The sequence below is a fragment of the Pseudomonas sp. SDO5522_S412 genome (genome assembly GCF_054071215.1).
This window is the reverse complement of sequence record NZ_JBSVWQ010000148.1, coordinates 1-14180: the sequence shown is the minus strand read 5'-3', so window position 1 is coordinate 14180 and position 14180 is coordinate 1. Positions and strand designations below refer to the sequence as shown.

Here is a 14180-nt window from a genome sequence, read left to right as displayed (position 1 = left end):
CACATTAGATCGCGGTCGAAATGTGGGAGCGGGCTTGCTCGCGAATAGGGCCTGCCAGGCGATACACATCCCGGAACCTGAAATGAAACAGAAAAAAGCCCAATGGCCCTGGCACCTGCTGACGGTGCTGGTGCTGGTCGGCCTGGCCGGCGCGTTGTATTACGCCACCTCGCTGATGTCCTACGAATGGCGCTGGAACCGCGTGCCGCAGTACTTCGTCTACCAGGCCGAAGAATCCCAGCGTGCGTCGGACATTTCCACCGTCAGCGAGTTGGTACGCAAGGGCGATGTGGCTGACGTCACCCTGCGTAATGACGAGGGCAACGAACAGCACCTGACCGTGGCCGAGAACAGTCTGCAAGTGGCCAAGGGCGATGACGTGGCCGAGGGCGATGTGGTCGGCGTCACCCGGCATTGGGCTGCGGGCCCTCTGCTGTGGGGCTTGTGGACTACGTTGTGGCTATCGGTGGTGTCCGGGGTGCTGGGACTGTTGATCGGCCTGGCGACCGGATTGTGCCGCCTGTCGAACAACCCGACTTTACGCGATCTGTCGACGATCTACGTCGAACTGGTGCGCGGTACGCCACTATTGGTGCAGATCTTCATTTTCTATTTCTTTATCGGCACGGTGCTCAACCTGTCCCGGGAATTCGCCGGGATCGCCGCGCTGTCACTGTTTACCGGCGCGTATGTGGCGGAAATCATCCGTGCCGGCGTGCAGTCGATTGCCCGTGGGCAGAATGAGGCAGCCCGCTCCCTGGGGCTCAGTGCCGGTCAGTCGATGCGCCACGTGGTGTTGCCGCAAGCTTTCAAGCGCGTGCTGCCGCCCCTGGCCGGGCAATTTATCAGCCTGGTCAAGGACACATCCCTGGTGTCGGTGATCGCGATTACCGAGCTGCTCAAAAGCGGCCGCGAGGTCATCACCACCTCGTTCTCGCCATTCGAAATCCTGTTCTGCGTCGCAGGCCTGTACCTGCTGATCAACCTGCCGCTGTCGAAAATCGCCAGCCGGCTTGAGCGGAGGCTCGCGCAAAGTGATTGAAGTCCGCGATCTGGTAAAAGTCTTCGACACCCGTGGCCACGTCGTGCGCGCGGTGGACAACGTGACCACCCAAGTGGCCAGGGGTGAAGTGCTGGTGGTGATCGGCCCGTCCGGTTCCGGCAAGTCGACGTTCCTGCGCTGCCTTAACGGCCTGGAGGAATTCGATTCCGGCTCGGTAAGCATCGACGGCCTGCAACTGGCAGACCCGAAGACCGACGTGAACGCCTATCGCCGTGAAGTCGGCATGGTGTTCCAGCACTTCAACCTGTTCCCCCACATGACCGTGCTGGAAAACCTCTGCCTGGCACAAAAAGTCGTGCGCAAGCGCGGCAAGAAAGAGCGCGAGGCCAAGGCCCTGGCGCTCCTGGAGAAAGTCGGCATTGCCCAGAAAGCCCACGAGTTTCCGTCGCGGCTTTCCGGTGGCCAGCAGCAGCGCGTCGCGATTGCCCGTGCGCTGGCGATGGAGCCCAAGGTGATGCTGTTTGACGAGCCCACCTCGGCCCTGGACCCGGAAATGGTCGGTGAAGTGCTGGACGTGATGAAGACCCTGGCCCTGGAAGGCATGACCATGGTCTGCGTCACCCATGAAATGGGCTTTGCCCGGGAAGTGGCTGATCGCGTGCTGTTCTTCGATCACGGCAAACTGTTGGAGGACGCCGCCCCGGCGCAATTCTTCGATGCGCCGAAGGACCCTCGCGCCCAAGCCTTCCTGCGCCAGGTTCTATAAATGCGTTGGAATGCTTTTTGGGGGGGGGGGTTTTGTTCCCGCGGGGTTGTGGAGGGGCTCCAAAAAAAGCCGGGAGCGCTTCGCACTCCAGCGGGAGCAAGCTCCCTCGCCACAGGTTGGGTTTTTTCAGACCTTGAACTTGCCCACCCACACCTGCAAATCCGCCCCCAGGCGCGCCAGTTCGACACTGGCCGCCGCAGTGTCCTGACTCGCGGCCCAGGTCTGTTCCGATACATCCTTGACCTTCAACACGCTGCGGTTGATCTCCTCGGCGACCGCGGTTTGTTCCTCGGCGGCAGCGGCAATCTGCGGGTTCATCTCCTGAATCACTGACACGGTACGGGTGATACCCGCCAGTGCGTCTCCTGCGCGACGGGTCAGTTGCACGCTGTTGTCGGTGAGGCTGCGACTGTTGTCCATAATGTCCGCCACCTGCTGCGTGCCCCGGTGCAGGCCGCTGATCAACTCCTCGATTTCCTCGGCCGACTGCTGGGTGCGTTGTGCCAGGCTGCGCACTTCATCGGCGACCACGGCAAACCCCCTGCCGGCTTCGCCTGCGCGGGCCGCCTCGATCGCGGCGTTGAGGGCCAGCAAGTTGGTCTGTTCCGATACCGACTTGATCACCTCCAGCACGCTGCCGATCTTCCGGCTTTCCTGTTGCAGGCCTTGCATGGCCTGGCTTGAACGAGCCATCTCCTGAGCCAGGTGCTCGATGTGGGTAATGGCCTCAGCCACCACCTGATCGCCCTGGCCCGCCTGCCGGTCGGCCTCGGCAGCAGCCAGCGACGCTTGCTCGGCATGGCGCGCAACTTCCTGGGAGGTGGCGAGCATCTCGTTCATGGCGGTGGCCACCTGTTCGGTTTCCTGCTTCTGGCCGTCGACCCCGTCGCGAGTTTGCTCGGTGACCGCCGAGAGTTGCTCGGCGGCGCTGGCGATCTGCTGGGCGCTGTCGCCGATGCCGCTGATCAAGCCCCGCAGGTTGAGGGTCATTTGCCCGATGCTGCGCTGCAACTGCCCCAGTTCATCCTGGCGCGAGGCCTGGATGTCGTGGCTCAGGTCACCTTCGGCGATCCGGTTGGCTACGGACAGGGCCTGGCGCAGCGGCGCGACGATCTGGCCGGCGATCAACCAGGCGGCCACGACGCCGAGCAACAGCGCCGCTGCAGTAACGTTGAGCAGCAGGGTGCGGGCGAGGCTGGCTTCGTTGTCACGCTTGGCGGTCTGGTCCTGGCTCAGCAGGTCGCTTTCCGTGAGCAATTGATCCAGCCACTGTTCAAGCTGGTTCTGGGTGGTTTCGGCGCTGAGTTGGGCGTCCTTGAGGCGTGTCAGGTGAGTCCGAAAGTCGAGCAGGACTTTTTTCAGGGCGCTGGCGTCAACCGGCAGCGCGCCTACCGCCGCCTGGGCGCCATCCAGGGCCAGTAGCGCATCACTCACGTCCTTGGCATAGGCGTCCAATGACGCAGCGGCCCAGGCGGGGCTCTGGGCGCGGTCTTCGGCTTGTTCCAGGGCCTGGCGCAATTGTTCCACGGCATCGAGGGCCTTTTCATCGTCTTGATTGGGCAGGTTGCTCGACAGTTCAGAGAGGCTGTCACTGCTCTGGACTGAGCTGCGCTTGAGCTGTTCACGGGCGTTTTCACGTTGCTTGATCAGCCCCTCCAGGCCGCTTAAGGCGGTCTTGAAGCTGGTGACGAAGCGTCGGCTTTCCTGCAGCTGTTGTTGGTTGACCGGGTCGGTAAATCGCGGGGAAAGATCCACCAGGAACTGGTCGATCTTGTCCATATGCAGCTCTATTTTGGACAGGCTGGCCGGGTCGTTCAGGGTGCGATAGACGATGCGATCAGCGCGCAACTCTTCGCCGACGACTGCCAATTGCGAGAGCAGCGTGAGTTTTTGGGAGCGCTCGAGGGATGCGCTCAAGGCTTGCCAGCCGGTAGAGGCGATGATCAGGCTGAGGCTGAGCACCAGGCCAAAGCCCAGGGCAAGTTTGAGGCTGATGCTGATGTTTCCGAGCAGGCGGGTCAGTGGACGAAACATGGTGAACCTCCAACGAATCAAAAGGAGCGTCTCAAGCGTCCGGCCAACAATGGTCAGGGGAGTTGAAACGCTACTTTTATTCGGCGCCAGTTGTGTGATCCACGACCTGAAAAACGCGTAGGAAATTTCACATATTGTCGGAGCGGCGGCCCTGATGGCCGCCGCAAGCGGGTCAGACCTTGAAGCGACCTACCAGGCTTTGCAGGTAAATCCCCAGGCGCGCCAGCTCGGCACTGGAAGCCGCAGTTTCTTCGCTGGCCGCCGAGGTTTGTTCGGAAACGTCCCGCACGTTGAGCACGCTGCGGTTGATCTCTTCGGCCACGGCGCTTTGCTGCTCGGCGGCGGTGGCGATCTGCTGGTTCATCGCCTGGATCGCCGAGACGGTACGGGTGATGTTCTCCAGGGCATTGCCGGCCCGACGGGTCAGCTCGACGCTGCTGTCAGTCAGGCCGCGACTGTTGTCCATGATGGTTGCCACCTGCTGGGTGCCGCTTTGCAGGCCGACGATCAACTCTTCGATCTCCTCGGTGGACTTCTGCGTTCGCTGGGCAAGGCTGCGCACTTCATCGGCAACCACCGCAAAACCGCGTCCGGCTTCACCGGCGCGCGCCGCTTCAATCGCTGCGTTAAGGGCCAGCAGGTTGGTTTGCTGGGCCACCGACTTGATGACGTCCAGCACACTGCCGATCTTGTCGCTCTCACGCTTGAGATGGCCCATGGCTTCGGTGGAGTTGCCCACCTCGCTGGCCAGGCGCTCGATCTGGGCGATGGCTTCACCGACTACCTTGTCACCCTCACGGGCCTGCTGGTCGGCGGCTACGGCGGCCTCGGAAGCTTCCTCGGCGTTACGTGCGACTTCCTGCACGGTAGCGGCCATTTCGTTCATGGCGGTGGCGACCTGGTCGGTCTCGACCTTCTGGCTGTTGACCCCGGCGCTGGTCTGCTCGGTAACGGCCGATAGCTGCTCGGCGGCACTGGCGATCTGGGTGACGCCGTCGCTGATACCGCCAATCAGCTCCCGCAGGCCCACGGTCATGCTTTGCATCGACCGTTGCAGTTGCCCCAGTTCATCCTGGCGCTGGGAGATCAGGTTGTGGCTCAGGTCGCCGGACGCCACGCGCTCGGCGACTTTGAGGGTCTGGTTCAGTGGAATCACGATCTGCCGGGTAATGGCCCAGGCGGCGAGTACACCAAACGCCAGCGCGAGGGCGGTGGCCAGTAACAGCAGGTTCTTGGCGTGGGCGGCATCGGTATCACGCACCACGGTTTGCGAAGTGGTGAGTTTGTTACTGCGATCGAGCAGGATATCGCCTTGCTCGCCCATGATTTTCATCGCGGCGGCACTGGCCACCTGGGAGTCGCGGTACTGGCTCACCGCGGCGCGGTAGGCCTGCAGCGAAACGCTGGCCTCTTGCAGGTTGGCCCGGTATTGCTCGGGCAACGGGTCGTTGAGGTCGGTGATTTTCTTCAGGGCGTTGTCGATGGCATCCAGCGCCGGCTGTTCGGCCTCGACCTTGCCGCTGTAGGTGTAGCCGCGCACCTGGAAGCGCGCTTGCTGGATCAGTTTGCTCAGGTCGACCACGCTGTTGAACAGGGTGACGCTGTAGCCTTGCAGCAGGGATTTTTCCACTTCGTTGATTTTCGCGACGGCGTTGTCGGCGGTATCGCCCAGTTTGCTGCGGGCGCCTTCACGCTTGAGGCCGGCCTGCACCATGGCGCCGAAGGCTTTTTTGTATTGGCCCAAGGCATCCTGTTGCTGCTCTACCACGAGCTTGTCGTCGGGTTGCTCGATCAGGTCTGCGGCGTTTTTCAGGCCACTCTCCAGCTGGGTGATCAGGTCGTTGACCGCGCTGGTGCCTTGTTCGCCACGGCGCATTTCGAAGTCCAGTCGCGCCAGGCGCAGGTCCTTGGTCAGCCCGTTGAGGCTGGAGATGTAGCCCAGCTTGTCGCCACGGCTGATCACGCCGCTGAGGCCGGTCCAGCCGGTGAAGGTGATCAATAGGGTCAAGACCAATACCAGGCCGAAGCCTATGCTCAGCTTGCGGTTGACGCTGACATTCCCCAGTTTCTCGGCTAACCAACGATACATGCTGCGAACTCCCCTGGAACAAGGCTTGGACTTATTCAGAGCGTATCGGCAGATTCGGATGTTTCTGTAGGAGCGAGCTTGCTCGCGAAGGTCGTCAACGATAACGCGGGCATTCTGAGTGAGCGCGGTGTCCTTGAGTTTTTCGCGAGCAAGCTCGCTCCTACAGGAGAGGGCGGTGTTAGAAAAGGCGGGCGAGCAGCGCGGTGACGGCGGTTTCGACTCTCAGGATGCGCGCGCCGAGTTGCACCGGCTGCAACCCGGCCTTGGCCAGCAGGTCCACCTCGTAGGGAATCCAGCCGCCTTCCGGCCCGATGGCCAGGGTGACCGGCTCATCCAGCCCGCGAGGGCAGGGCGGATAGTCGCCAGGGTGACCAATCAGGCCGAGGGTGCCTTGCGCCATGGCGGGCAGGCGGTCTTCGACGAATGGCTTGAAGCGCTTTTCGATCACGATCTCGGGCAGCACCGTGTCCCGGGCCTGTTCCAGGCCGAGGATCAATTGCTCGCGAATCGCTTCCGGCTCCAGGAACGGCGTCTGCCAGAAGCTCTTTTCCACGCGATAGCTGTTCACCAGCACCACTCGCGGCACGCCCATGGACGCCACGGTTTGCAGCACCCGGCGCAGCATTTTCGGACGGGGCAGGGCCAGCAGCAGGGTCAGGGGCAGTTTGGCCGGCGGCGGCAGGTCGAAGGTTACTTCCAGCTCGGCTTCCCGGGCTTCCAGGCGCAGCAACTGCGCGTTGCCCATCAAACCGCCGATGCGTCCGACCCGCAGGCTGTCGCCTACGGCGGCACGGTGGACTTCCTGCATATGCACCAGGCGCCGATCACGCAGCACCACCCGGTCGGCCGCGATAAAGTCGGCCTCCTCAAGCAGCAGCAGGTTCACGGCTGGGTCGCTGGCGGCTGGTCGTCGTCGGCGGGTTGGTCATCCGGGTGATCGCCACGCTTGCTCACCAGGCTGCCAAACAGGATGCCAATCTCGAACAGCATCCACATCGGTACGGCCAGCAGGGTCTGGGAGAAGATGTCCGGCGGGGTCAGGATCATGCCGACCACGAAGCAGCCGATGATCACGTAGGGGCGGATCTTCTTCAGGTATTTGACGTCGACCACGCCGATCCATACCAGCAGCACCACGGCCACCGGGATTTCGAAGGCTACGCCAAAGGCGAAGAACAGCGTCATCACGAAGTCGAGGTAGCTGGTGATGTCGGTCATCATTTCCACACCGGCCGGGGTGGCGGCGGCGAAGAACTTGAAGATCAGCGGGAACACCAGGAAGTAGGCAAAGGCCATCCCGGTATAGAACAGCAGGATGCTCGACACCAGCAGCGGCACGGCGATGCGTTTTTCATGCTTGTACAGGCCCGGCGCGATAAAGCCCCAGATCTGATGCAGGATCACCGGGATCGCCAGGAACAGCGAGACCATCATCGTCAGCTTCAACGGCGTGAGGAACGGCGATGACACGTCGGTGGCGATCATCGTCGCGCCGGCCGGCAGGTAATTGCGCAGCGGCGTGGAGACGAAGGTGTAGATCTGCTGGGTGAAGGCAAACAGCCCGGCAAAGATGATGAAGATCGCCGCGACACAGCGCAGCAGGCGGGTGCGCAACTCGGTGAGGTGCGAGACCAGTGGCATGTGCTGGTCGGTTTCCGGTTTATCAGCGCTCATGGGGCTCGCGGCGGCAATGTAGGGTCGTGGGGCGCGGGCGACACGGCAGGTGTCGGCGCGGGTTCGGTCGGGGTCACGGGCGCAGTGGGCGCAGGCTCGACGGCGTGCACGGGTTCAGCGGCCGGTGCAGGCGCGGGTGCGGCGGGCGGAGCAATCGAATGCTCGGCCACAGGCTCGACCGGCTTGGGCGTTTCCTGCACCGGCGAGAGAATCTTCCGTGCCTCCTGCTCCAACGACAGAATGTGTTCGTTGTGCAGTTGCCGGCGAATCTCGTCGGCGCCGATTTCCCGTTCAACTTCCTGTTTGATGGCGTTGAAACTGCGTTTCAGGCGCCCGATCCACAGGCCGGCGGTGCGCGCGGCACCGGGCAGGCGTTCCGGCCCCAGTACCAGCAGGGCCACGAGGCCGACGAGCAGCAGTTCAGAGAAGCTGATACCAAACATTATTCAGTACTCACGAGTCTTTTTGGTTCTGCTCTTTGACGTGCTCGGCCTGCACGTCGAAGGTGCGACGTTCAGTGATCGGCTGAGTGGCCTGCGGGTGTACAGGCTGCGCCGGTGGCACCGGATTGACGGCCGGGTCGGCAGGCTTTTCGTCGTCGTTCATGGCCTTGCGAAAGCCCTTGATCGATTCACCGACGTCGGTGCCGAGGTTTTTCAGTTTCTTGGTGCCGAACACCAGCACAACGACCACAAGAATGACGATCCAGTGTTTCCAGTCAAAAATGCCCATGCTGCAATTCCTCTGTAAAAGTTGGTCAGACGGACGGGCGCGAGGCCTTTTCGGCATGCCCGGACAAGCCGAAGCGACGGTCCAGTTCATCAAGCACTGCCTGTGGATGCTGCCCCAGTTGGGCGAGCATGACCAGACTGTGGAACCACAAGTCGGCAGTTTCGTAGATCACGTCGCTGCAGTCGCCGCTGATTTGCGCGTCCTTGGCCGCAATAATCGTCTCGACGGATTCTTCGCCGAGTTTTTCCAGGATCTTGTTCAGACCCTTGTGGTACAGGCTGGCGACGTAGGAGCTGTCGGCGTCCGCGCCTTTGCGGTCTTCCAGCACCTGGGCCACACGGTTGAGGGTATCGCTCATGTTCAGTGTCCTGCCGAATAGATAGCGTGCGGGTCTTTGAGCACGGGCTCGACGGTCTTCCACTCGCCGTTCTGGAACACGCGGTAGAAGCAGCTGTGACGGCCGGTGTGACAGGCGATATCGCCGATCTGCTCGACCTTGAGGATCACCACATCGGCATCGCAGTCGATGCGCATCTCATGCAGGGTTTGCACGTGCCCGGACTCTTCGCCCTTGCGCCACAGTTTGCCACGGGAACGTGACCAGTAGATGGCGCGGTTCTCGGCGGCGGTCAGGCTCAGGGCCTCGCGGTTCATCCAGGCCATCATCAGCACGCGCCCGGTCTTGTAGTCCTGGGCAATGGCCGGCACCAGGCCGTCACTGTCCCACTTGATCTCGTCCAGCCAGTCTTTCATTTTCGGCTCCGGCAATTTGCGACAGTGTATAACCGGATTGGCTATCGACGCACGATCAGATACACGCCCACCGCGACCATGATGCCGGCCGGCCAGTGGCCCAGTTCATTCAGCGGCCCGCCGGCGGCCAGTATCGTACCGCCCACCAGGTGCGCGGCGCCCAGCAGGCGCAGGAACCAGTCGTCCTTGCGCTTGTGCCACGGCGGTGCGGGGTCCTTGGCGTGGGGCTGGGACATGCGCTCCAGCAGGTCGCGGGTCATGTTGGCCAGGTGCGGCAGTTGCTCGACCTGGCTTTGCAGGTTGCCCAGCAGGGTTTTCGGGCTGATACGGTCCCGCATCCAGCGCTCGAGGAACGGCTGGGCGGTGTTCCACAGGTCGAGGTCCGGGTACAGCTGGCGGCCCAGGCCTTCGATGTTCAGCAGGGTCTTTTGCAACAGTACCAACTGCGGCTGCACTTCCATATTGAAGCGCCGCGCCGTCTGGAACAGACGCATCAGCACCTGACCGAAGGAAATATCCTTTAACGGTTTTTCAAAGATCGGCTCGCACACAGTGCGGATCGCCGCTTCGAATTCGTTGAGCTTGGTTTCGGCCGGCACCCAGCCCGAATCGATGTGCAACTGCGCCACGCGGCGGTAGTCACGCTTGAAGAAAGCGAACAGGTTGCGCGCCAGGTAATCCTGGTCTTCCGGGGTCAGGCTGCCGACGATGCCGCAGTCGATCGCAATGTACTGCGGGCTCCACGGGTTCACGGTGCTGACGAAAATGTTGCCGGGGTGCATGTCGGCGTGGAAGAAGCTGTCGCGGAACACTTGGGTGAAGAAAATCTCCACGCCGCGCTCGGCAAGCATCTTCATGTCGGTGCGCTGGTCGGCCAGGGTCGCGAGGTCGGTGACCTGCACGCCGTAGATGCGCTCCATGACCAGCACTTTCGGGCGGCACCAGTCCCAATAGACTTGCGGCACGTACAGCAGCTGCGAGCCTTCGAAGTTGCGCTTGAGCTGGCTGGCGTTGGCCGCTTCGCGCAGCAGGTCGAGTTCGTCGTAGATGGTTTTTTCGTAGTCCAGCACCACGTCTACCGGGTGCAGCAGGCGTGCATCGGCAGAAAAGCGCTCGGCGGCGCGGGCAAGGATGAACAGCCACGCCAGGTCCTGGCCGATGATCGGCTTGAGGCCCGGGCGGATCACCTTCACCACCACTTCTTCGCCGCTTTTCAGTTGCGCGGCATGCACCTGGGCCACCGAGGCCGAGGCCAGCGGCGCGATGTCGAAGCGGCTGAAGACTTCGCTGATCTTCTTGCCCAGCTGTTCTTCAATCAGCGTGACTGCCAGTTGCGAGTCGAACGGTGGCACGCGGTCCTGCAACAGCATCAGCTCGTCGGCGATATCTTCGGGCAACAGGTCGCGGCGGGTGGAGAGGATCTGCCCGAACTTGATGAAGATCGGCCCCAGGTCCTGCAACGCCAGGCGCAGGCGCGCGCCACGGCTCAGCTCGAGGGTCTTGCGCGGGAACCAGCGCCACGGCAGCACATAGCGCACCGCCAGCAGGAACCACGGCAGCGGCAGGGCGAACAGCAGGTCATCGAGGCGGTAGCGGATTACGACGCGCTGGATACGAAACAAACGGCGGACGGCGAGCAGCTTCATGCGTTATCGCTTGAATCAAGGGAGCGGCTCAGGCGCTCGAAGCGCGCCTCAAGTCGTTCCAGGTCGAGTTTGGCCTGGTCGAGTTCGCGAAAGCGCGCTTCCGCTTCCCGTTGTCCGACCAGGGTGCGCGATTCTTCGCTCAGGTATTCGGCGAGGTTCTGGTTCAGGCTGGCGAAACCCTGCTGGTACCAGCGCGTGCGGCTGCGCAGATGACCGCTGATCAGTTGGGTGGCCACCGGGCCGAGCCAGCGTGACAGCTCGTATTCCCAGTCCAGTTCCAGGTCTTGCAGCACGGCGGCCAGGTCCATCAGCACCGCGCTGTCGCCTTCAAGTTCCACGTCCGGGCCGTGGAGGATCGCCGTCTTGTCCCGGCTCAGGGCCAGGCGCAGCAGGCTTGAGCCGGAAGCACGCAGGGTGCAGTCGGCGTCGGCGGCCCAGTGGGACGCCAGCAACAGGCCTTCATCGCTGGGCAGGATAAACAGCTGCAAGGCGGGGCTGGTGCAGTCGACGGCGATGATCCTGCCGTTCAGGTGCGCCAGCCGTGCCAGGGCGGTGCTGTCCAGGCGCAGTACACGGTTGAGGCCGTGTTCGACGCTGGCGAGAAGGCCTGCGAACAGCATCAGGGCTTGATGCCGCGGTGCAGGGCGACGATGCCCGAGGTCATGTTGTGGTAGGTCACGCGGTCGAAACCGGCCTCTACCATCATCGACTTCAGGGTTTCCTGGTTCGGGTGCATGCGGATCGATTCGGCCAGGTAGCGGTAGCTTTCGGCGTCATTGGTGATCAGCTTGCCCATCAACGGCATGAAGGCGAACGAGTAGGTGTCGTAGACCTTGGACATCAGTGCGTTGGTCGGCTTGGAGAACTCCAGCACCAGCAGGCGACCGCCGGGCTTGAGTACGCGCAGCATCGAGCGCAGTGCGTCTTCCTTGTGGGTCACGTTACGCAGGCCGAAGGCGATGGTCACGCAGTCGAAGTGGTTGTCCGGGAACGGCAGCTTTTCAGCGTCGGCCTGGACGAACTCGATATTGCCCGCCACACCTTTGTCCAGCAGGCGATCACGACCGACCTTGAGCATCGAGCCGTTGATGTCGGCCAGTACCACCTGCCCGGTGGGGCCCACCAGCTTGGAGAACTTGGCGGCCAGGTCGCCCGTGCCGCCTGCGATATCCAGCACACGGTTGCCGGTGCGTACACCCGACAACTCAATGGTGAAGCGCTTCCACAGGCGGTGCATGCCGCCGGAGAGCACGTCGTTCATCAAGTCGTACTTGGCGGCGACCGAGTGGAACACCTCGGCGACTTTTTCCGCTTTCTGGCTTTCCGGGACGTTCTTGAAGCCGAAGTGAGTGGTGGGTTCGGCATCGCTGCCTTTGCGCTGATCAGTCATATCGCTGTCACCAAAAGAGAATGGGGGCATTCTAATCCCCAAGGCATGCTTTGTCTTGGCAAGGCTGAAGGTAAGATAGGTGGTCACCGAGACCTTTTGCCGCATGGCGGGTCGACAAGTCTCTATAACGAGGAGTCATTCAAATGGCCCGTATACAGGTTGAACGTGCCCACACACTGGGCAAAGACGCTGCCCGAGAAAAAGCCGACAAGTTGGCGAGCAAACTCAAGGAGCAATATGGCCTGGAGTCTTCCTGGGCCGGCGACACACTGAACCTCAAACGTTCGGGCGTTAAAGGCACCGTGAAAGTGGCGGAAGATTCCCTGCGGATTGAAGTCGAACTGGGCCTGTTGATGTCGGCCATGAGTGGCACCATCAAGTCCGAAATCGAGAAGGCACTGGATAAAGCCCTGGCCTGATTTGCGACCTTCTTAGGGTGCCGATTCTAATTTTTCTGCCTACTTTGTGCCCAAGCCCCCAACTTCTGTGGGCAGTTCCTCCCCCCTTTATGCGTGAGGTGCACCATGGCCAAAGTTATTTTGAAGAAAAAAATTGCTACCGGAACTAACGCCCTGACTGACGTTAAATCCTATGCCCGCAAGATCTGGCTGGCCGGTTTGGGGGCTTACGCCAAGGTCGGAAGCGAGGGCGCCGAGTACTTCAAAGAGCTGGTTAAGACTGGTCAACATGTTGAAAGTAAAGGCAAAAAAGTTGTGATTGAACAACTTGATGCAGCCAACAGTCAGATTGATCAAGTCAAGAGCGAAGTCTTCGGCATCAAAGGTCGAGTCGAAGTGCAACTGGATAAAGTTGAAAGCGCTTTTGATAGTCGTGTTGGAAGTGCCTTGAATCGGATCGGCATTCCGTCTAAACATGACGTGGAGACACTCTCTGCTAAGCTCGATGAGCTGACGGCATTGCTCGAACGTGTCGCGCGTAAACACTAAGGAGACAACGGGATGGCTGGTAAAAAGACTACTGATAAAGAAGGCAGCTCGTGGATCGGGGAAGTTGAAAAATACTCCCGCAAGATCTGGCTGGCCGGTTTAGGCGTGTACTCGAAGGTGAGCAGTGACGGCGGTAAATACTTCGAGACTTTGGTTAAGGACGGCGAGAAGGCCGAGAAGTTGACCAAGAGCACAGTGGGTAAACAAGTCGATGCGGCAAAGGCTTCCGCCGGTTCTGCCAAATCACGTATCAGCGACAAGTGGGGCGAACTGGAAGGGGCTTTTGACAAGCGCCTGAACAGTGCCATTTCGCGACTGGGCGTACCTAGCCGTACTGAAGTGAAAGCGCTGCACAGCAAGGTCGATACCTTGACCAGGCAAATCGAAAAACTCACCGGCCTTAAAGCTGCGCCAGTTGCGGCTAAAACTGCAGCGGCTAAACCGGCTGCCAAGCCTGCGGCGAAAACTGCAGCGGCCAAGCCTGCTGCTAAAACCGCCGCTAAACCGCTGGTCAAGGCCGCCGCCAAACCGGCAGCCAAGCCAGCCGCCAAAGCGCCGGCCAAAGCTGCTGCAAAACCGGCTGCCAAGCCTGCGGCGAAAACCGCAGCGGCTAAACCGGCCGCCAAGCCTGCCGCTAAACCAGTGGCCGCTAAAGCAGCTGCAAAACCTGCGGCGAAACCTGCAGCCAAGCCGGCAGCAAAAGCAGCAGCCAAGCCAGCGGCGAAAACCGCTGCCGCCAAACCTGCTGCCAAGCCAGCCGCTGCGAAACCTGCAGCCAAGCCGGTTGCTGCCAAACCCGCCGCCAAGCCTGCGGCTGCAAAACCTGCAGCGGCCAAGCCAGCTGCAAAACCGGCTGCGGCGAAGAAGCCTGCCGTAGCCAAAAAGCCAGCAGCGCCGAAGCCAGCGGTAGCGGCCAAGCCTGCAACTGCAGCGCCGGCGACCAACTCGGTCACGCCACCGACGCCTGCTGCTACCCCGACTGCAACGCCGGCAACCCCGACGCCTACCAGTCAGTCCTGATTTTTACGGGACACATAAAAACGCCCGGCCTGCGAAGGTCGGGCGTTTTTTATGGAATCTACAGAACAACACAAATCCAATGTGGGAGCGGGCTTGCTCGCGAAAGCGGTGGATCAGTCACACATG

At 61.5% G+C, this 14180-nt stretch carries 16 protein-coding genes and 1 pseudogene; 5 read left to right on the top strand and 12 right to left on the bottom strand.

The annotated features are described in order from the left end of the window. The first annotated feature begins 82 nt into the window (after positions 1 to 82). Entirely contained in the window at positions 83 to 1042 is a 960-nt protein-coding gene (locus ACW9I6_RS23400; protein WP_003209286.1) for an amino acid ABC transporter permease, read from the top strand. Then, positions 1035 to 1769, top strand: coding sequence for an amino acid ABC transporter ATP-binding protein (locus ACW9I6_RS23395; RefSeq protein WP_087692909.1), 735 nt, complete (start codon positions 1035 to 1037; stop codon positions 1767 to 1769). The genes ACW9I6_RS23400 and ACW9I6_RS23395 overlap by 8 nt, the downstream gene beginning before the upstream one ends. Positions 1770 to 1895: 126 nt before the next feature. On the opposite strand, the gene ACW9I6_RS23390 is transcribed toward ACW9I6_RS23395, so the two are convergent. From ACW9I6_RS23390 to ubiE, 12 genes and pseudogenes are all read right to left on the bottom strand, one after another. Next, positions 1896 to 3803, bottom strand: a complete 1908-nt coding sequence (locus ACW9I6_RS23390; protein ID WP_457339887.1) for a methyl-accepting chemotaxis protein — start codon at positions 3801 to 3803, stop codon at positions 1896 to 1898. Between the two features lie 172 nt (positions 3804 to 3975). Continuing rightward, positions 3976 to 4680 carry a methyl-accepting chemotaxis protein gene (locus ACW9I6_RS23385; RefSeq protein ID WP_457339888.1) on the bottom strand — a complete coding sequence of 235 codons (705 nt, stop codon included), beginning with the start codon at positions 4678 to 4680 and terminating at the stop codon, positions 3976 to 3978. 201 nt (positions 4681 to 4881) lie between these two features. Then, positions 4882 to 5892, bottom strand: a pseudogene (locus ACW9I6_RS23380) (methyl-accepting chemotaxis protein); the annotation flags it as partial. Positions 5893 to 6070: 178 nt separating this feature from the next. Continuing rightward, complete coding sequence (locus ACW9I6_RS23375) at positions 6071 to 6778, bottom strand: 16S rRNA (uracil(1498)-N(3))-methyltransferase (protein ID WP_457339886.1); 708 nt, start codon at positions 6776 to 6778, stop codon at positions 6071 to 6073. After that, complete coding sequence (gene tatC, locus ACW9I6_RS23370; RefSeq protein WP_003209295.1) at positions 6775 to 7566, bottom strand: twin-arginine translocase subunit TatC; 792 nt, start codon at positions 7564 to 7566, stop codon at positions 6775 to 6777. Before tatC ends, ACW9I6_RS23375 begins: the two co-directional genes overlap by 4 nt. After that, the gene (gene tatB, locus ACW9I6_RS23365) at positions 7563 to 8009 is read right to left on the bottom strand and encodes a Sec-independent protein translocase protein TatB (protein WP_177080426.1); all 447 of its coding nucleotides are present in this window, start codon (positions 8007 to 8009) and stop codon (positions 7563 to 7565) included. Before tatB ends, tatC begins: the two co-directional genes overlap by 4 nt. 10 nt (positions 8010 to 8019) lie before the next feature. Next, a complete protein-coding gene (locus ACW9I6_RS23360; protein WP_003209298.1) occupies positions 8020 to 8298 on the bottom strand; it encodes a twin-arginine translocase TatA/TatE family subunit in 279 nt (92 codons plus the stop codon). A 25-nt stretch (positions 8299 to 8323) separates the two neighbouring features. After that, positions 8324 to 8656, bottom strand: a complete 333-nt coding sequence (locus ACW9I6_RS23355; RefSeq protein WP_008439273.1) for a phosphoribosyl-ATP diphosphatase — start codon at positions 8654 to 8656, stop codon at positions 8324 to 8326. A gap of 2 nt (positions 8657 to 8658) precedes the next feature. Next, entirely contained in the window at positions 8659 to 9051 is a 393-nt protein-coding gene (gene hisI / locus ACW9I6_RS23350) for a phosphoribosyl-AMP cyclohydrolase (protein ID WP_003209300.1), read from the bottom strand. A gap of 41 nt (positions 9052 to 9092) precedes the next feature. Then, the gene (ubiB, locus tag ACW9I6_RS23345; protein ID WP_003209302.1) at positions 9093 to 10697 is read right to left on the bottom strand and encodes a ubiquinone biosynthesis regulatory protein kinase UbiB; all 1605 of its coding nucleotides are present in this window, start codon (positions 10695 to 10697) and stop codon (positions 9093 to 9095) included. Then, positions 10694 to 11317 (bottom strand): ubiquinone biosynthesis accessory factor UbiJ, encoded by a 624-nt coding sequence (locus ACW9I6_RS23340; protein WP_003209304.1) that lies wholly within the window; start codon positions 11315 to 11317, stop codon positions 10694 to 10696. Before ACW9I6_RS23340 ends, ubiB begins: the two co-directional genes overlap by 4 nt. After that, entirely contained in the window at positions 11317 to 12087 is a 771-nt protein-coding gene (gene ubiE, locus ACW9I6_RS23335) for a bifunctional demethylmenaquinone methyltransferase/2-methoxy-6-polyprenyl-1,4-benzoquinol methylase UbiE (protein ID WP_003209306.1), read from the bottom strand. Before ubiE ends, ACW9I6_RS23340 begins: the two co-directional genes overlap by 1 nt. Before the next feature lie 143 nt (positions 12088 to 12230). Here ubiE and ACW9I6_RS23330 point away from each other — a divergent pair, with 143 nt between their 5' ends. The 3 genes from ACW9I6_RS23330 to ACW9I6_RS23320 all read left to right on the top strand — a co-directional run bounded on the left by ACW9I6_RS23330 (position 12231) and on the right by ACW9I6_RS23320 (position 14054). Beyond that, the gene (locus tag ACW9I6_RS23330) at positions 12231 to 12506 is read left to right on the top strand and encodes a polyhydroxyalkanoic acid system family protein (RefSeq protein ID WP_008439272.1); all 276 of its coding nucleotides are present in this window, start codon (positions 12231 to 12233) and stop codon (positions 12504 to 12506) included. A gap of 105 nt (positions 12507 to 12611) precedes the next feature. Then, a complete protein-coding gene (locus tag ACW9I6_RS23325) occupies positions 12612 to 13034 on the top strand; it encodes a phasin family protein (protein WP_003209309.1) in 423 nt (140 codons plus the stop codon). Positions 13035 to 13046: 12 nt separating this feature from the next. Next, positions 13047 to 14054, top strand: coding sequence for a phasin family protein (locus ACW9I6_RS23320; RefSeq protein WP_178902576.1), 1008 nt, complete (start codon positions 13047 to 13049; stop codon positions 14052 to 14054). The last annotated feature ends 126 nt before the right edge of the window (positions 14055 to 14180 follow it).